Source organism: Flagellimonas algicola, assembly GCF_005937185.1.
Taxonomy (GTDB): domain Bacteria; phylum Bacteroidota; class Bacteroidia; order Flavobacteriales; family Flavobacteriaceae; genus Flagellimonas; species Flagellimonas algicola.
This window is the reverse complement of sequence record NZ_VCNI01000009.1, coordinates 1-19,630: the sequence shown is the minus strand read 5'-3', so window position 1 is coordinate 19,630 and position 19,630 is coordinate 1. Positions and strand designations below refer to the sequence as shown.

Below are 19,630 nucleotides of genomic sequence, written 5' to 3'. Positions count from 1 at the left end.
TCGCACTGCTCCATGTCAGTGCCCGCATCGGCCGCAGAGGGCTCATCTATCACATCAACCGTAACCCTGGCAGAATCATTCGCGCAAGGAGACCCTATCGCAGGGGCAACAGTATAATCAAAATTGTACCTCCCCGAAGAAACACCAGTAAAGTCCACATTTGTTGGATCCGATAAATCAACACCTGTCCCATCAACATCATCCCAACTTCCTCCTGAATCAGCCACACCAAGTGCAGCGAAAAGATTCACAGAACTATCATTCACGCAAATATCGATGACGTTGTCCGTACCAGCATTTGGGGATGTGTACACCATAATCAATTGAGTGACATCGGTAAAATTTCCACTAGTATCCGTTACCCTATACGTACGGGTAATAGTTTCAGGATTTGTTTGGTTATCCGATATATCATTGATATGGGTGACAGAATCCACCGCACAATTGTCATCTTCATCCAACACAACCGAAACATCTGGATCGGGGATGGTATCACATACAGAAATAGGCGAAGGGTTACTTGCCGTCGGGGCAGTGAAATCGCCATACCCTATGGTGAAAACATTATTGTCCCCAAAGTCAATATTGTCAAAAAAAACGTCAGTACCAACAATACTCGCAGCTTCAATATAAGTAATGGTTCCCGTTGTAAAATCTCCATCTCCGTCGGTATCTATCATCAGATATAGGGAACACTGATCAGATAAAGTGATATCGGACCCTGTTAGCTCCATTTTTACACTGACTCCCAGGATAGGATCTGCATCTGCAGATTTGGTAACCTTGACCTTCCATTCCCTCGAAATCCTTTCGGTTACGGTACCGACCGGAAGTTCAACATTGGTGACCATAACACTTGCGTGATCATTTCCCCAGATGAGATAATTGTGTTCCATAGGTATAAAGTGTCGTGCATCAATAGCCGTTCGAGTGTTGTCCAAATTATCCGTGGAGAAATTGGAATTCGTAGATATCGTGACACGAGCCTCCGCATTTACGCTCTTGGAGATACGTTGGTGCAGGTTATATCTCAACTTAATACCATCACCAGTAACATTATCTTGGTCGTGATACCTATCCTTACCTATTCCAGCTATATCGTATCTATAACTGGCATCGACCGGCCAAATCACGGTTCCATCCGCCGCGAGATAGTCATAATTGTGGTTTCCATCCAGACTTCCCAGCGATCCTGAACCATTTAATGTGATGCCATATTTGATGGCCAAGTAACTTTCAGTTCTCCTAACGTGATTTGCATCCGTGAGTCCATCCATCAACAAAATTTCCGCAACATGACCCGAAAGGTTACTGGGATCCACTCCAATTACCGGATCGGAATCATTAAAATGCTTTCCCACCCTATTGTAATAAAACACAGTCTCCTGCGCCGTGGGATCATTTCTTGACACGTCGATATCCGGTAGACCATTTACCCAAGTTTTTAAGTTTTCCCCATCGCTTCCGAAATAACTTCTGGAAAACGTACCTATGGTAGGACGCGTCAATAGATCTACACTACCGGCCTGATAAAATTCGCCACCACTTCTCCAAGTCCTGCCAACAGAAAAACGATTTCCATCGGAAACCCCAAGGGAAAGATTGGTGATGGAACTAAGGTGATTCGCTATATCCCCACCCAAAAGCAGACTTTGTGTTGCTGCGGTACTTCCGGATCCTTGTGCCGAAAAAACGACAAATATCATTGATTCATCCCGCGCATGGGCACGAAAATATAATGCGTCGCCCACTCCGGCGGGATCAAACTCTATAGCAGGATTGAAATTCATGACATTCCTTCGCAATGTGGGCCTCCCGGGAATACTACCTGTAGGTGTCAAATAACCAGGCATGGAAGGATGCTCAAACCCATGGCTTGGGTAATTTTGCCATGGTTGGTCATAATTGGCCGGATTTGGATGTTCCCAGGCATTCTGGGTATAATTGGGAAAATAATCAACCAATTCGTACCATCCAAAGACGGGTGTACCGTCCCCCGGAGCATAAGGTGTGAACAAAGATAGCTGACCCGTTGGTGAAGCCGTATTAACAGCCCTATCTGCAGAATACCAGTTATCGACCTCTTGGGAAGAAACCCCCCAAGAGCCGATGGCGCACCATACAATAAGTATATATCTTAAGTACCTAAATTTCTCCTTTAACAAGAAAAAATCCTCAATACTGACAAAACAATGTACAAACTTTGTATAAAAAAATATTATTTTAGCCATAGCTTCGGGTATTTAAATAGGTTAGTTATGTTATTTGGGTACAGTTCATAAATCATAGAAATCACACAACTTGTAGAAATAATCCTCGTCTGGCCCATTAAACGGTTTCGTAATCTTCAAACAACATGTATCAATACCATTATCCAGCATCATATTCTACAAATGCAATTCAATCATTTAAAATCATGCTGTATTCCAGGCTTCTCACAAGCACTCCGGAGCAAAGCATGCTACCTTAGATAACGCCCAAACCGCATTGCGGACACAACTCATATGTGTCAAATGATGCCATTTTTGTAACCATAAAAAAAACCAAAGTCATAGGTTTCAAACAAAAAACCTGAAAAACTCCTATTTATACCAATTTTGATGCATTTCATGGTTGCGGTGAACATTATCAAAACCCAGATTATTTTGACAACCTTATCCTACAATACGGGAATTGGACCTAAATTTTTGATCCAAAGAATCATCGATATACATTCTGGCCCGGTGGATTTTATAGTTGCCTCAATTTGAATCCGTGGGCTTGTTAACTAAAACCCATAACATCGATCACATCTGAAATCCACTGGAAACCCTCGAGGCCGAGGCCATGGACCCAAGGAATTCAAAATCACCCTATAAATCCAAATAGACCGGGCAATTACTTTGAACTCCAGGGAGAGCGGACCCCAAAGACCTGCATACTGGAAGATTTAAGTGTGCGAAGCGTGTTGCACAGAACAAGCGCACCAATGGAAACCTGTTTAATTTCAATCCCGGTAATTTGACCTAAACACTTTTACTGCACAATGAATACCAACCTAGGCATTACCTTCTTTAGCATATATGCCTCAATTGGGCAAGCAGTAATGGCGCACAGTAGCTTTTATTGGCAGCTTCATCTTATAGGACAGGCTATTGACAGAAAAAAAAGATAGCCCGCACCAATAGGATATACATAGATTGAAGAAGGAGAAGGAGAAGGAGAAGGAGAATGCAAATCTTGCGTCCACGGAAAAGAGTTTTACAAGATACAATTAGGTCTATCTCATAAGAGGAATTATTCAAGGATGATTTTTTAAAACGGTTCAGGACTGGTGATGGGTTCAATGGTTTTTTGTAGGAACTTCAGCGCGGTATCGAGAAGATACGCGAAGGCAAGCTTGGCGCGCACCTCGATTACGAAAAGCACCAAAAGAGAAAAGGCTACAACACGTGTAACGGCTATTCCAAAAAGAAGGTACGCACTTCCTTCGGCGAGTTGGAGATGCAGGTACCGAGGGACCGCAAGGCCTCCTTCAACCCTATAATGGTCCCCAAAGATGGCAACATGGTCGATGGCATCGAGTACGTCGTCCTGCCGCTCTGCGCCAAGGTCATGAACAATTGTTATATCGGGGAACGGATACGCAAGGTCTATAACTTCGATGTCCCAACCTCGACCATATCGCGGATAACCAACAAGCTAGCTGGCAATATCGTCGCTTGGCGGAACAGACCCTTGGAGCCTATCTATCCCATTGTCCGGATGTACGGAATCGTATTCAAGGTACCCGAGGGCTCAAAGGTGATAAACAAGACTGTTTACATCGTCGTAGGCTTGCGAAGGAATGGAAAGAAGGAAGTCCTAGGTCTTTGTTTGGGCAAAAGAACGAGCCCGCCACCTTTTGGATGAGTGCACTTACCGATATGCGTGCCCGTGCCCAGAGGATATCCTCATTACCGCGACAGACAACCTGAACGGCTTTACCGATACCATCAAGAACGTCTTCCCCGAATCGAAGACCCAGTTATGGGTGGCACACCAGATACAAAACGCATCGCGCTATGTGGTCTGGAAAGACAAAAAAGCCTTCACGGAAGATATGAAACTTATTTACAATGCACCCACCCGGGAAGCGGCAAAGGCATCTCTAAAGGACTTCTCGAACAGGTGGGACAGTAAGATTCTTGAGCCATCAAGAGCTGTAGTGACGATAGGGAAGAGCTTACCCTATTCTTCGAGTTCCCGATCGAGATCAGGAAAGTCATATACACCACCAACCTTATCGAGAACCGGAACGGGAACAGAAAGTATACCAAGAACATGCTCTCCCTCCCAACGGACGACGCGGTCATGAAATCCGTATATTTGGCTGTCAGGGAAGCCACCAAAAAGGGGTCGATGCCAGTGAGGAACCGGGAGGTCATTTTAAATCAGTTCCCCACGATCCATGAAAAAAGGTTCCAACTTTAAATAATAGTCAGACCCCTGTTATTTTTAACTTACGCAGTTAGTGGGATAGTGTCATTTATTTTGCTAAACCTATTTGGACCAATAGTTTGCAATTCCAGTGAATCCCACCCTATTTTATCAACACATTAAACTATGGATCCCCAGCCATTCTGTTCATCGATATCAGCCTTCCTTCCGACATAATATCGGAACACACATATCCTTTTCAAGTCAAAGCAACAGTATTCTTCGATAAAAAAGTATACATCGACCTTGTATTCGGTACACACGCCAATAAGGGGATTCGATAATCCTTGAATAGCTTCCAAAAGCAGTAAATCTGGCCCAGAAGCAGTTAAAAATGAACAATACCCCCGCACAAATACCGTAGGTATTACAAACAGGTCCAGATTCGCTTAACACGTGGGATAGCACCGTGCTCCGTCTTTAAAAAACTAGATAGCGATTACAGCGAATCTTCGGGTTTGCCCTTTACCTCGCTGGGCAATTTCCCGAAGTATTCTTGAAAACACTTCGCGAAATATGAAGAATTTTGGAAACCCACAGCATACGCAATTTCGCTGATTGTACCAACATTTTTCTGTATCATGTCCATGGCGCGATGTAGTCGAAAATTTCTAATAAATACATTGGGGGTCAGATTTGTTAAAGCTTTCATTTTCCGAAAGAGTTGGGACCTGCTCATTAGAACTGCTTGACATAGGTCCTCAATACCAAACAAAGAATTGGAAATTTCAATCTCGAGCACTTCCGTCATTTTTTCCATAAAGATTTCATCAACTGAATTGTGCTGAACTTTTTTTGGCATCATAATATGATCGGTCCTGTATTGGGCTTGAATTTTTTTTCTTAATTCAATAAGGTTGGTTACACGGGTAAGTAATTCTTCATTATTACATGGTTTGATAATATAATCATCTGCGAGGTTTCTTAGGCCTTCAATTTTATCTTCTACCGAAGCACGGGCCGTCAAAAGTACTATAGGGATATGACTGGTTCTCAAATCCTCTTTCAACAGTTTACACAGTTCCAGGCCATCTAACTTGGGCATCATCAAATCGGAAATAACCACATCCGGTAATAATTCAAAAGCCAAATCCACTCCTTCCTGTCCATCCCTTGCTTCCCTCACATTATATGCGGCAGACAGAAATTTGCTTAAATATGCCCTTAGGTCGTCATTGTCCTCCACCAGCAATAAAATTGGCAAGGGCCCATCCACAACCTTGTTCTGCTGCTCTGAAGAAAAACTCTCCATTTCCAGCTTGCTTTCTTCCACTGGTCTGCCCATATATGGGCTAATGGTAATAATTTCATCTTGCGAAAAATGTGACTCGCCCTTGCGAAGGTACACCGTAAATATACTCCCCTTCCCCTCCTCACTGGACACTTCAACCTTACCCTTGTGCAAGTCTACAAGCTCCTTGACCAGGGCCAAGCCTATTCCTGTCCCGATATGATCACCGGAGTTGGAATTGGAGACCTGGTAAAATCTATCAAATACATGTTTGAGTTCCGTTTTAGGAATACCTGTTCCCGAATCGGCAACAATTAGTTTGGCATAAACCACATTGCCTTGCTTCTCCTCCTGAACATCAATGGAAACCTTACCACCTTCACCGGTATGTCGAACAGCATTTGAAATTAGATTTAACATGATTTCCTCTAATTTTAGATGGTTCAGATAAAGGTAATAATACTTATGCCCAAATTTAATGTCCAACTCAACCCCCTTCTTACTCGCCATTGGCTGAAATGAAGCTATCCATCCCTTAAGTAACGGAACAATGTCTATTCTTTTAACCCTCAGCTCCATCCTGCCGGCATCGATTTTCGATAAATCCAATAGTTGGTTGATTAACTTCAAAAGTCTTCGGGCATTACGTTCAATGATTTTGATGGTTGGATAATGCCTTATATCAACCCTTCTTTCCAGATCGTTTAAAGGGCCCAGAATCAATGTTAAAGGCGTTCTAAATTCATGGGATATGTTGTTGAAAAATCTGGTCTTTATTTTATCCGTTTCCTCCAAATTCAGTCGTTGCCTTTCCTTAACTTCCAATAACTCCCTATTCGTTTTGTTACGGTATCTAAAAAATTCAAATAACAAAATTGAGGCCACCGCCGTCAGTAAAAACTCAAACGTTAGGATTCCTTTCCAAAATTTTCCTTTCTTATTCTTTCGCTGTAGCTCAATGATTTCCTTTTCCTTTTTTTCATTGTCATATTTAGCCTGTATTTCTGCCAGCTCCTTTTCCCTTCGGGTACCTGAAAGGCTATCAAGTATTTCATGGTAGATTTCAAAATACCTCAGTGCCTTCTTAAAATCCCCTCTCTTTTTTTCGAGATTTGAAAAGTTTAAATAGGTCCTTCGTTGTCCAAAATACTGGTTGGTCTTTACTCTGTGAAGCAATGACCTATGAAGATATGCCTCCGAGCTATCCAAGCGATTTTCAACCAAATGATTTTCGGCCAATCCATCATAGATGCTGGCCAACAGATATTTCTCCCTCGTTCTTTCCGAATAAAATTTCGCTTTTAAGAAGTGTACCTTTGATTCCTTGTAATTGCTCTGGAGGGTATATACCTGGCCAATGTTCAGAAAGGACCTTATTCTACCTTCCTCGCTGTTCATCCTTTTATGGAGTTCCATTGACTTGTTGTAATAGACAAGGGCACTATCCAGTTTATTCCAGTCTTCATAGACCAAACCGATGTTATTGTACAATCTTGCGGTACTGGAAATATCTCCTAGGGCCTCATACCCCACAACACTTTTATTGTAAAATTCCATCGCTGTCGAATAATTGCCCCTTTCCCAATTAAAGGCACCAAGTGACATTCCCGAGGCAGCAAGTCCGCGAACATCATGAATCTCCTCTTTGATGGCTCTACTTGCAAAATGGTATTCAAGGGCCTTTTCCTCTCTCTTTTGACTATTGTAAACAACCGCTTTCCAGTACATTACATCCGACTCCCCCTTTCTATTTTTGAGCCTCCTGTAAATTTCAAGACTTCGATCGAAATAAGCATGGGCATCTTTCTGCTTTGTCCTAAATTTATGCTGACCAAATCTAAAGTACACGTCCGCAAGAATGGACCTATCCTGAAATTGCTCTGCCCTCAACATTGCGGATTCAAAGAAATCCTGGGCTTTGCCCTGTTCCCCGGTAAGCGAATAAACAACGGCCACTCCATTAAAACTTTTGGCCAATAGCGAATCATTGTTCAATTTTTCAAGAAGTCCAATAGCTTCATGATATGACTTTATGGATTCCTTATAATCCCCCAAAAACATAAGGCATTGACTTCTTAAGTACTTTGCCCGAGCCAACTGTCCCTTATATTCCTGAATACCAGCGGAGCTTACTGAACCATTGATCAGGCGCAACGCCCGTTCAACATCTTGCTCCAGGTAGACCTCTACTAAATCATTTGTTTTGGCATAATAATCCTCACCATCGAGAAACTCAATTTCCTTCTCCAAATTCCTGACCTCTGGTGATTGGGCATCAACTACCAAAACAGTGAAGAAAAAAGCGTACCAAACAATATATATAGCTCTCAAAATAGATTATTTTTAATAATAGTTTATAAGATATAACCAATTTAATGAAATCAGGGTTAACAACACCAATACCCAACATACAACTATCTTTTAATCAACTCATTATGTTTTATAATTGAGTTCGCACACTTAAATTTTTGTAAGCATTTACTTGCTTTTGAAATAGGTTTTCGGCTATGCGGTTTTTGACTGAAACCCATGAAATTTTATCCTCTAGAATTAAACCTTCAGGCTCTGCTAAATCTATATTTAAATTCTTACGTCCGTTATCCAATATTTGATTCTAACTTTATCGCATTTACCTCGGTTAACCAGGGAGATTGATCAATATGGCATAAAATTAGTTTACACCTCCTCCATGACCTTCCCTTATATACCGACACCTTACCTAAAAAAATCTTTGGGAACAGGTACCCACATCTCCATCTCGATCTGTTCCCTGTGACACTCTTCCACATTGGTCCTGCGTACTTTTATTATCCCCTATTGGTCTTGTACCATGAAATCGAAAACTATCCTCACTTCAAATTTCATATTCGCATACCCTATGCTTCCAAACCTCATCCAGACAGATAAGTTTCAACAGGCTATCAGGATCAAAACACTTCGCCCCGTAGTACATCGGGTACGAATCGGTCTTCCCATCTATCATTTCTATGGCCGTCTCCAGGGACGCACCATCCGCAAGGTTCCCCTCCGAATCCATATCAAAGAATATTACCAGGGGCATTTCCTCGGCCATGCAGGCATTCGCTATTCCAAGGGCCTCCTGCGCAGTGCCGATGCCCTTGGCAAAAACCAGATCCGCCCCTGCCTCCTTAAAGGACATTATCTGCAACCCATGGTACATGGAACATTCCATGCTGGTAGCAAAATCCGAACCTGCGGAGCATAGGTTCGCCATTGGCCCGATCTGCCCAACGATCAGAATCTGGGGGTCATCGTCAAAAAAGGCCTTTTTCACAACCTTGACCACCTTGACCGCCCTGATATTGATCTCCAAAAGCCTGTCCCTTGAATATCCCTGTGTCATACCACAGTAAGGGTTCAGGTTCAGCGTTGGGCATTCGAAGAAAATGGCCGTTGCACCACAACTCCAGGCCTCTTCCAGCACCTCCCGGTAATGCTCCATAATCTTGAAAAAATCCAAATCCTCCATCAAACGGAAGGAATCAGCACAGCTTAAACACATCAGATTATCAAAAATTATTGTTGAACACGTGGACTAATCCAAAATTATTCTTCTGATTACACCATTCCCTTCTTCCACAACATAGATTTCGTTTCCAGCATATAAGACCGCGACCGGGAATTGAAATTCGGCAATGTCCCCTGGGCCATTAACAAAACCTCCATCCCCATCATTGTTCCCGGGAACTCCAGCGATGGTCTCCACCATCCCTTCGGGATCGATTCGTCGTATACAATGATTACCCTTATCAGCTACAATTAGGGTTCCATCCGAACCGACCGATATGCCATAAGGATTGGCAAACTTTGCTGTTACAGGACCACCATCAACATACCCTTGGGCACCCCCGGTGATTGTCCCGACCGTTTTGGTGTCCCAATCCACCTTTCTGATTTTATGTTCATCAGCTCCATCAATTGGCGCCTGTGTAACCCAAAAATTCCCTTCATCATCCACGTAAAGACCAACCGGAGCATTAAATCTCGCCATACCAAAATCACCATTTTCACTTCCACTTTCCCCAATTGAACCGGCATAGGTACTCACACTAAAGTTATCATCAAGGGATATCCTACGTATGGTAGAAAACCCTCTTTCGGTCAAATAAAGATTGCCATCCTTACCGATAGCAATATCTGTTGGGTCATGAAATCGAGCTGTTTCGACTGGTCCGTCCCGATAAGCACTTACACCATCTCCCACTATGGTGGACACCTCGCCTGAAGGGGTAATTTTCTTTATCTTATTATTTCTGCCATCCACCAGATAGATATTATCATTGCCATCTATGGCCATTCCCTTGGGACCATTGAATCTTGCGTCCGTTCCCGTACCATCACCATCACCTCTCTGGCCACCCGCAAAGGTGGTGACATTGCCGTCGATATCGATTTTCCTAATAGCATCATTATCATTATCGGATACAAACAGATTGCCCTTTGAATCCATGACCAGATCTTGAGGGCGATCGAATTTGGCAACCGTTCCGGGTCCATCCACAAAACCTCCGCCCCCATCATTGTTCGAGGGAACTCCCGCAAAGGTCTCCACATTGACTTCGGACAGCTCGTACACGAACTCGGGGCCGGTGAGATCGAAACCGTCCACCTCCATCGTAATGGGGCCGGTATAGGCCCTAGCCGGTACCCTGACCGTCACCTCCGTGTCCGTGACGCCCAGCACTTCCCCAGGGGTCCCGTTGAAGCTCACCGACACCTTGGTGGCATCCGTGCCGAAATTCTCCCCGGTGATGACAACCTCGGTATGCTTTGGACCGGTCACCGGTGCCACGGACGACAGGGTTGGCTCCAATACCACGGGGTCGTCGTCCTGGGGGTCATCATCTTGGGGGTCGTCCCCGACCTGGTCGCAGTTAGCGTTGGTCGGGTCCGGACAGTCCATGCCGTTGTCGTCAGAGCCACAGGACAGTGCCAATGACAGCAGGACAAGCAACAGAAAGATGTCCCTTAATCTCAATATTCTTATGGTTTTCATTGTTTTCATGGTTTATTAGTTTTTATTGTCGTTATGTTCTACCTAAAAATTCACATCAGTATCACCTTCCTTATGGCATGATTGTCCCTGTCAGCCAAATAGAATTCCCCTTTTCCGACAGATAGTATTCCATTCGGTCTAGCGAATTGGGCCTTATTTCCAGGTCCATTTTTATATCCTGAAGTATCGGGGGTCCCGGCTATGGTGAAAACCATACCATTAGAATCCATTTGTCGTATACAGTTGTTCTCCGAATCGGAAATGAACACAGTCCCATCTTTACCGATAGCTATGCTGCTTGGTGTTCTAAACTTTACCCGATCCCTATCTCCATCTTCATAACCTGCTTCAACACTTCCGGCCAAAGTTGTGACCATTCCAGATTTCTGGTCTATGCTCCGGATTCTGTGGCTACCTATATCCGTAACCAACATTTTCCCATTATCTCCCATAGTAATATCATATGGGTTTCTAAATCTAGCTGTTTCCAGACAACCATCGTCGTCACCACCGAACCCAATCCTTGAGCCCGCATATGTTGAAACTTTTAGGTCATCTAAGGATATCCTACGTATTATATGTTCCTCGATTTCAGTAACGTATAGTGCATTATCATCACCTACAACGATTCCTACCGGGGAATCGAGCTCAACAGCTCTACCTATGTGATCTTCGAATTCATCGGCCCCACCAACAATAGTGGATACCTCACCGGAAGGGGTTATCTTTCTTATGCTATGATTGCCGGTATCCGCCACATAGATATTATCATCATTGTCAATGGCCAAACCTTCGGAGAAATAGAAGCTCGCACGCGTACCCATACCATCGGCGTCGCCCGGAGCACCATTGCCCACAAAAGTGGAGACCTGACCCTCAGGTGTTACCTTTCGTATGGCATGGTTATAAAAGTCCAGCACAAACAAGTTTCCCTTGGTGTCCCTTACCAAATCCATAGGAGCATCAAATCTGATATCCGTTCCATTTCCGTTCGCATAGCCCCTTCCATATCCTCCAACAAAAGTGGAAACTTTGGTCTCTGAGACTACATATCGGAACTCCGGCCCTTTTAACTCAAAACCGTTGACAACCAACGTTATCGGCCCGGTAAAAGCACGGACAGGAACCTCGACCACTATGGTCTCGTCATCCATGACCCTAACTTTGGCGCTTGTTCCATTGAAATGGACCTCAACCTTTTCAGGATCCTTTCCAAAATTCTTGCCAATGATAGTTACCACGGAAAGCTTTGGGCCTTCCAAAGGGCTTACAGACAAAATTTTCGGTTCCAAACCCACCTTCTCGATTTCCTCTAAAGAGCAGCAAACCTTTTCACTACAGCAAAGCTCCCCATCAGATCCATAAGAATCCACATTACCATAATTGGGAGCACTAATCCATATCAATAAACCTAGGATAAAGGCCAGAACCAAACTTTTGACTCTCAGTTTTACCATGATTTTCTTGTTTTAGATCTATCAATTCCTATTCAAGCACAATCTTCCGGACCGCATTATTTTCCGAATCTGCGACATAGATTTCCCCATCCATGTAGTTCAATATTCCGTAAGGAGCCGAAAATTTGGCTCTAAGCCCATTTCCGTTCTTGTGCCCCTTGGACCCAGGAACTCCTGCAACTGTGGTAACCCTTCCATAAGCATCGATTTTCCGTATACAATGATTTCCCGAATCTGTTATGTATACAATCCCGTTGTCATCCACCGTTATGTTTCTGGGCAAATTGAATTTTGAGGAATCCAGATAGCCATCCGCATGCCCTTGATTGCCACCAACAAATGTTTCCACCATATCATTCTGCCCATCCACGAGTCGAACTCCATCATTAAAAGTGTCAACTACAAGTATATTACCGTTACCGTCGAGGGTTAGATCGAATGGCTCCCTGAATTCTGCATTGAGAAGCGGGCCATCCTTGCTCCCACAGTCCCTATTTATAGAACCTGAATATGTTGTAACCATGGCATTTTCAAGTGATATCCTTCTAATAACATGTTGTTCAACCTCTGTTACATATAGCGCATTATCCCTTCCTAATACAATCCCGGAGGGAAAATCAAATCGCGCGTTTAATCCTTTGTCATTGACAAATCCTTTGACTCCATTTCCCGCAACGGTCGACACATCGGCAAATGGGGTTATCCTTCTAATACTATAGTTCCCGGTATCGACCACATAAATATTGTCATGCCTATCAATTGCCAACCCTTGAGGATGCATGAACCTAGCGTTGGTTCCATTGGCATCTTTGTATCCGGGTTCTTCCGGTCCCCCGCCAGCAAAGGTTGAGACCTCCGCTTTGGGTGTTATTTTTCTAATGGAATGATTTCCGTAATCGGAAACATATATATTGCCCTTGGAATCCCTCACCAGATCAGTGGGTAAATTGAATTTGGCCTTTGTTCCAAACCGTGCCTCGGCATCATAACCTTGTCTTGAGGTCAGACTGCCCGCAAAGGTTTCCACATGAGCGGATCTAACATAATGAAATATGGGGCCAACAAACGTCCTTCCGTTCACAACCAACGTTATCAACCCTGTTAGGGCACCATCGGGAACTTCAACCGACAAGACACTTTCAGTGACATTTTGCACTTTTGCACTTACTCCATTGAAATAAACTTGTATCCTTTCAGGATCTGTTCCAAAGTTTTCTCCCTTTATGGTCACCATGGTGAACTTTGGACCGACCAACGGACTTGCGGACAATAGTTTGGATTCTGCATTTAAAGGATACTTTTTTCTTGACAGATCTTTCCCACCTTTGTCATTTAAAGAATCCACACAATTTCTATCCATATCACCCCAGTCAATAATTCCATAATCTAAAACATCCATAACATGCAACTAAATAATTACGCCTTAACTTTATTTTAAATTCGGTCAATGATGGGCCTTGGAAACTTGTATTCTGCTTTGTCCAACAATCCTTTCTTGCAAAACCCCACATGTTCACTGATAATTGGGAGTCAGACATATAAATTCCCCAACCATCCTATTCGAACACTACGCAACAAGGAAATGAAAACTCAGCTTCGTTTCCAGGCCCATTCTTAAACACTTCTTCAATTTGGGGATTCCCAATAATGGTGCGGACCCTTACTTTAATATAGATTCGCCCTATACATTAATTATCCCATCGGTATATTGATTTATTTCATCCTTTTTCCTTTAATATGGTCGTTCTTGGGACCTGCCCACTTCCATATGGCATATGACATCTTTAGTCAATGGTGATCTTACGGATTACGTGGTTGCCGGTATCCGCAACATAAATCTCCCCTTTTGCCACACAAAGCACATTTGTTGGAAAATGGAACTGTGCCACATCACCGGAACCGTCATTGTGATCATCAGAATCGGGGTTTCCTGCAATCGTGGTGACATTCCCCTCGGGATCGATCTGCCGTATACAGTGATTGTCAGCATCGGCAACATATACCGTCCCATCCTCGTCCACTGATATATCCATAGGGGTATAAAACCTTGCGTCCAATAAATCACCATCAACATGATCAGCCGTCGTATTTCCAGAAAGTGTTCCAACCGTTCCGGCGCTTTGATCTATAACCCGGATTCTATTGTTAAAAGAATCCGCAAGCAGTATAGGTCCGTCACCGCTCTTCGCCATGCCCTCGGGATAGTTGAACCTTGCATCGGAAAGGCCGCCATCCATGTACCCTAGCTCGGTAATCTCCGGACCGGCATAGGTGCTCACCGTATATTGATCGTCATCAAGGGATATCCTTCGTATTGTATGATTATTCTCCGATACGTACAGCGCACTGCCCCCTGCATCTTCCCCTACAAGGATTCCTGACGGTAACCTGAATTTGGCAGCGGTACCTAGCCCGTTTACATATCCAATTCCATTTCCTCCCGCAATGGTCGTCCAATCACTGTCGTTAGGCCCCATTCTTACTATTCTATGGTTCAAGGCATCTGCAAGATAGATATTATCGTTGCTGTCTATGGCTAGTCCTCTGGGATTGCGGAACCCCCCCAAAGGTAAAGTGGAGACCATGCCTCCAGCATCGATCTTCCTTATAATTTGTGTTTGCCTATCAGAAACAAAAATGTTTCCTTTCGAATCCATGGCCAGATGCTGTGGGGAAGCAAACTTGGCACTCTTTCTTGGCCCATTCTGAAAACCAAGTTCCTTCGGAGTTCCCGCAAAGGTCTCCACGGTATAGGTCAGCTCGTACACGAACTCGGGGCCGGTGAGATCGAAACCGTCCACCTCCATCGTAATGGGGCCGGTATAGGCCCTCGCCGGTACCTTGACCGTCACCTCCGTGTCCGTGACGCCCAGCACTTCCCCAGGGGTCCCGTTGAAGCTCACCGACACCTTGGCGGCATCCGTGCCGAAATTCTCCCCGGTGATAACAACCTCGGTATGCTTTGGACCGGTCACCGGTGCCACGGACGACAGGGTTGGCTCCAATACCACGGGGTCGTCGTCCTGGGGATCATCGTCCTGGGGATCATCATCTTGGGGATCATCGTCCTGGGGGTCATCATCTTGGGGGTCGTCCCCGACCTGGTCGCAGTTCGCGTTGGTCGGGTCAGGACAGTCCATGCCGTTGTCGTCAGAGCCACAGGACAGTGCCAATGACAGCAGGACAAGCAACAGAAAGATGTCCCTTGCCCTCAATATTCCTATTGTTTTTATGGTTTTCATGGTTTTCATGGTTTTATCTTTTTATGGTCTATTTGTTTAATCGTCGTTTGGGACCTGCCACTTCCATATGGCAGCTTTAGTCAATGGTGATCTTTCGGATTGCGTGGTTGTCCATATCCGCAACATAGATCTCCCCTTCCCCTCCATGGAGTACTCCCACCGGATTATCGAATAGGGCCACATCACCGAGATCGTCCCTGTAACCCCCCGAATTAGGATTTCCGGCAATCGTGGTGACATGCCCTTCGGAATCGATCCGGCGTATACAGTGATTTAAAGCATCGGCAATATATACGGTCCCGTCCCCAGACACCGATACATCCATCGGGTTCTTGAACATTGCGTCCAATCGATCGACATCATTTACATATCCCCAACCACTCCCGGCAAATGTTCCAACCGTTCCGGCATCTTGATCTATAGCACGGATCCTATCGTTATCATCTACAACCAGTATAATCCCTTCACCGCTCTTCGCCATGCCCTTGGGATAGTTGAACCTTGCATCCGAAAGGTCGCCATTCTCATCCCCTCCTCGCTGGTCAATCTCCGGACCGGGACCCGCATAGGTGCTCACCGTATATTGACCCTCATCAAGGGATATCCTTCGTATCGCATGATTATTTGAGTCCGATACGTACAGTGCATTGTCCCCATCTTCCCCTACAAGGATTGCTACTGGATTGTTGAACAGGGCCACATCGACAGCTCCGTTTACATATCCATATTCATTGCCACCCGCAATGATCGACCAAACACCATTTGGGTCGATCATTACTATCCTATTGTTCCCGCTGTCCGCAACATAGATATTGTCATCACTGTCCATGGCCAGTCCTCTGGGGAAACGGAATTGTCCTTCCCCGCTACCAAGCACGCCCCCGGCAAAGGTGGTGACCTCACCGTCCGGGGCTATCTTCCGTATGGCATTGTTCCTCCTATCAACAACAAATATGTTGCCCCCTGAGTCCTTTGCCAAATCCCGGGGTTCATAGAATTTGGCTTCCGTTCCGGACCCTTCCTCGTAACCTCGTCCACCTCCCGCAAAGGTCTCCACGGCATAGGTCAGCTCGTACACGAACTCGGGGCCGGTGAGATCGAAACCGTCCACCACCATCGTAATGGGGCCGGTATTCGCACCCACCGGTACCCTGACCGTCACCTCCGTGTCCGTGACGCCCAGCACTTCCCCAGGGGTCCCGTTGAAGCTCACCGACACCTTGGTGGCATCCGTGCCGAAATTCTCCCCGGTGATAACAACCTCGGTATGCTTTGGACCGGTCACCGGTGCCACGGAAGACAGGGTTGGCTCCAATACCACGGGGTCGTCGTCCTGGGGGTCATCGTCCTGGGGGTCGTCCCCGACCTGGTCGCAGTTCGCGTTGGTCGGGTCAGGACAGTCCATGCCGTTGTCGTCAGAGCCACAGGACAGTGCCAATGACAGCAGGACAAGCAACAGAAAGATGTCCCTTAATCTCAATATTCCTATTGTTTTCATTGTTTTAGCTTTTTATGGTCTATTTGTTTTTATGATCGTTTTTGGGACCTGCCCACTTCCATATGGCACCATTAGTCAATGATGATCTTCCGGATTACGTGGTTGAAGGTGTCCGCAACATAGATCTCCCCTTCCCCTGTATGGAGCACTCCCAAAGGGGAGTTGAATTGGGCCTCATCACCGGGACCGTCATTGTAACCTACCGAATTGGGATTTCCGGCAATCGTGGTGACATGCCCCTCGGGGTCGATCTGCCGTATACAGGAATTGTCTGAGTCTGCAATATATACCGTCTCATCACCGGCCACCGATATATCCGATGGGTTCCTAAACCTTGCCTCCGATCGGGGAACGTCAGTTACATAACCATTATCGCTTCCCGCAAATGTTCCAACATTTTCATTATCCTGATCTATGGCACGGATCCTACTGTTACCAAAATCCGCAAGCAGTATCGTTCCCTCACCGCTCTTCGCCATGCCCCAGGGACTCTTGAACCTTGCACCCGAAAGGCTACCATCCATATACCCACCCTGCCCAGATACCTCCGGACCGGCATAGGTGTTCACCGTATATTGATCGTCATCAAGGGATATCCTTCGTATCGCATGATTATTTATGTCCGATACGTACAGTGCACTGCCCCCTGCATTTTCCCCTACAAGGATTGCGGATGGATTGTTGAACTGGGCCAGATTGCCCCTTCCGTTTACATATCCAGATCCATTTCCTCCCGCAATGATCGACCAAACACCGTTAGGTGTGATCTTTACTATCCTATCGTTCCCGCTGTCCGCGACATAGATATTGTCATCGCCATCTATGGCCAGTCCATTGGGGCCATTGAATACCACCGCTCCACCGATTCCAAATCCCCCGGCAAAAGTGGTGACCTCACCTTGAGGGGTTATCTTCCGTATGACATTGTTCTCCCTATCGACAACAAATATGTTTCCTTTCGAATCCATGACCAGATCATTGGGCCGGTCGAATTTGGCAGCCGTTCCGGTTCCTTCCTCATAACCTGATTCCTCCGGAGTTCCAGCAAAGGTCTCCACATTGACTTCGGACAGCTCGTACACGAACTCGGGGCCGGTGAGATCGAAACCGTCCACCTCCATCGTAATGGGGCCGGTATAGGCCCTCGCCGGTACCCTGACCGTCACCTCCGTGTCCGTGACGCCCAGCACTTCCCCAGGGGTCCCGTTGAAGCTCACCGACACCTTGTCGGGGTCCGTGCCGAAATTCTCCCCGGTGATGACAACCTCGGTATGCTTTGGACCGGTCACCGGTGCCACGGATGACAGGGTTGGCTCCAATACCACGGGGTCGTCGTCCTGGGGATCATCGTCCTGAGGGTCGTCATCTTGGGGGTCGTCCCCGACCTGGTCGCAGTCCGCGTTGGTCGGGTCAGGACAGTCCATGCCGTTGTCGTCAGAGCCACAGGACAGTGCCAATGACAGCAGGACAAGCAACAGAAAGATGTCCCTTAATCTCAATATTCCTATGGTTTTCATTGTTTTCATGGTCTTCATTGTTTATTTGTTTTTATGGTCGTTTTGGGACCTGCCCACTTCCAAATCGCGGCTTTAGTCAATGGTGATCTTTCGGATTGCGTGGTTGTCCGTATCCGCAACATAGATCTCCCCTTCCCCTGTATGGAGCACTCCCAAAGGGAAGTTGAATTGGGCCTCAGCACCGGGACCATCATTGTTACCTACCGAATTGGGATTTCCGGCAATCGTGGTGACATGCCCTTCGGGATCGATCTGCCGTATACAGGAATTCTCAGAATCGGCAATATATATGGTACTGTCCCCGGCCACCGATATATCCGATGGATTCCTGAACCTTGCCTCCGATCGGGGAACGTCAGTTACATGATCCCGATTGCCTCCCGCAAATGTTCCAACCGTTCCGGCATCTTGATCTATGGAACGGATCCTATGGTTACCAGAATCCGCAAGCAGTATCGTTCCCTCACCGCTCTTCGCCATGCCCCGGGGACTCTTGAACCTTGCATCCAAAAGGCTGCCATCCATATACCCTTCTCGCTGGTCAATCTCCGGACCGGGACCCGCATAGGTGCCCACCAAATATTGATCGTCATCAAGGGATATCCTTCGTATCGCATCATTATTTGTGTCCGATACGTACAGCGTACTGCCCCCTGAACCTTCCTCAAAAAGTATTTTGGTTGGGCTTCTGAATCTGGCACCGGCACCAGGTCCGTTTACATATCCAAATCCACCCCCTCCAGCAATCATCGTCCAATCCCCGTTTGGGTCGATCATTACTATCCTATTGTTCCCGGTATCGGCGACATAGATATTGTCATCGCCGTCTATGGCCAATCCATTGGGGTAACGGAATTCTCCTTCCCCGTTACCAAACTGGCCCCCGGCAAAGGTGGTGACCTCACCGTCCGGGGCTATCTTCCGTATGGCAAAGTTTGCCATATCGGTCACAAATATGTTGCCCCCTGAGTCCTTTACCAAATGCTTGGGTTCTTCGAATTTGGCAGCCGTTCCGGTTCCTTCCTCATAACCTGGTTCCCCCGGAGTCCCCGCAAAGGTCTCCACGGTATAGGTCAGCTCGTACACAAACTCGGGGCCGGTGAGATCGAAACCGTCCACCTCCATCGTAATGGGGCCGGTATAGGCCATCGCCGGTACCTTGACCGTCACCTCCGTGTCCGTGACGCCCAGCACTTCCCCAGGGGTCCCG

10 protein-coding genes and 1 pseudogene are annotated in these 19,630 nt (G+C 46.1%); 1 reads left to right on the top strand and 10 read right to left on the bottom strand.

Annotation, left to right across the window (positions count from 1 at the left end):
• On the bottom strand, window positions 1-2,231 hold a 2,231-nt coding region (locus FGG15_RS19955), incomplete at its 3' end, for a DUF8202 domain-containing protein (protein WP_138839544.1).
• A gap of 1,039 nt (window positions 2,232-3,270) precedes the next feature.
• Between FGG15_RS19955 and FGG15_RS19950 the strand changes: the two are divergent.
• Window positions 3,271-4,452 (top strand): annotated as a pseudogene (locus FGG15_RS19950) (IS256 family transposase); the annotation flags it as partial.
• Between the two features lie 445 nt (window positions 4,453-4,897).
• On the opposite strand, the gene FGG15_RS19945 reads toward FGG15_RS19950, so the two are convergent.
• The 9 genes from FGG15_RS19945 to FGG15_RS19905 form a co-directional block, all read right to left on the bottom strand.
• Window positions 4,898-8,020 (bottom strand): tetratricopeptide repeat protein, encoded by a 3,123-nt coding sequence (locus FGG15_RS19945; RefSeq protein ID WP_138839543.1) that lies wholly within the window; start codon window positions 8,018-8,020, stop codon window positions 4,898-4,900.
• A gap of 523 nt (window positions 8,021-8,543) precedes the next feature.
• Entirely contained in the window at window positions 8,544-9,212 is a 669-nt protein-coding gene (locus tag FGG15_RS19940; protein ID WP_138839542.1) for a homocysteine S-methyltransferase family protein, read from the bottom strand.
• A gap of 33 nt (window positions 9,213-9,245) precedes the next feature.
• On the bottom strand, window positions 9,246-10,706 hold the full coding sequence (locus tag FGG15_RS19935) for an NHL domain-containing protein (RefSeq protein WP_161992023.1): 1,461 nt from the start codon (window positions 10,704-10,706) through the stop codon (window positions 9,246-9,248).
• A gap of 50 nt (window positions 10,707-10,756) precedes the next feature.
• The gene (locus tag FGG15_RS19930; protein WP_138839540.1) at window positions 10,757-12,163 is read right to left on the bottom strand and encodes an IPT/TIG domain-containing protein; all 1,407 of its coding nucleotides are present in this window, start codon (window positions 12,161-12,163) and stop codon (window positions 10,757-10,759) included.
• Window positions 12,164-12,191: 28 nt separating this feature from the next.
• On the bottom strand, window positions 12,192-13,562 hold the full coding sequence (locus FGG15_RS19925; protein WP_138839539.1) for an IPT/TIG domain-containing protein: 1,371 nt from the start codon (window positions 13,560-13,562) through the stop codon (window positions 12,192-12,194).
• Between the two features lie 385 nt (window positions 13,563-13,947).
• A complete protein-coding gene (locus tag FGG15_RS19920) occupies window positions 13,948-15,405 on the bottom strand; it encodes an IPT/TIG domain-containing protein (RefSeq protein WP_138839538.1) in 1,458 nt (485 codons plus the stop codon).
• Window positions 15,406-15,481: 76 nt separating this feature from the next.
• Window positions 15,482-16,903 carry an IPT/TIG domain-containing protein gene (locus FGG15_RS19915; RefSeq protein WP_138839537.1) on the bottom strand — a complete coding sequence of 474 codons (1,422 nt, stop codon included), beginning with the start codon at window positions 16,901-16,903 and terminating at the stop codon, window positions 15,482-15,484.
• A gap of 71 nt (window positions 16,904-16,974) precedes the next feature.
• Entirely contained in the window at window positions 16,975-18,429 is a 1,455-nt protein-coding gene (locus FGG15_RS19910; RefSeq protein ID WP_161992022.1) for an IPT/TIG domain-containing protein, read from the bottom strand.
• Window positions 18,430-18,492: 63 nt separating this feature from the next.
• The coding region (locus FGG15_RS19905) for an NHL repeat-containing protein (RefSeq protein ID WP_202619610.1) at window positions 18,493-19,630 on the bottom strand (1,138 nt) is incomplete at its 5' end.

Bases quoted from the DNA above. Each gene is read 5' to 3' on its own strand.
- FGG15_RS19935 (WP_161992023.1), bottom strand. From the start codon at position 10,706: ATGAAAACCATAAGAATATTGAGATTAAGGGACATCTTTCTGTTGCTT.
- FGG15_RS19940 (WP_138839542.1), bottom strand. From the start codon at position 9,212: ATGTGTTTAAGCTGTGCTGATTCCTTCCGTTTGATGGAGGATTTGGAT.
- FGG15_RS19930 (WP_138839540.1), bottom strand. From the start codon at position 12,163: ATGGTAAAACTGAGAGTCAAAAGTTTGGTTCTGGCCTTTATCCTAGGT.
- FGG15_RS19920 (WP_138839538.1), bottom strand. From the start codon at position 15,405: ATGAAAACCATAAAAACAATAGGAATATTGAGGGCAAGGGACATCTTT.
- FGG15_RS19910 (WP_161992022.1), bottom strand. From the start codon at position 18,429: ATGAAAACAATGAAAACCATAGGAATATTGAGATTAAGGGACATCTTT.
- FGG15_RS19915 (WP_138839537.1), bottom strand. From the start codon at position 16,903: ATGAAAACAATAGGAATATTGAGATTAAGGGACATCTTTCTGTTGCTT.
- FGG15_RS19925 (WP_138839539.1), bottom strand. From the start codon at position 13,562: ATGGATGTTTTAGATTATGGAATTATTGACTGGGGTGATATGGATAGA.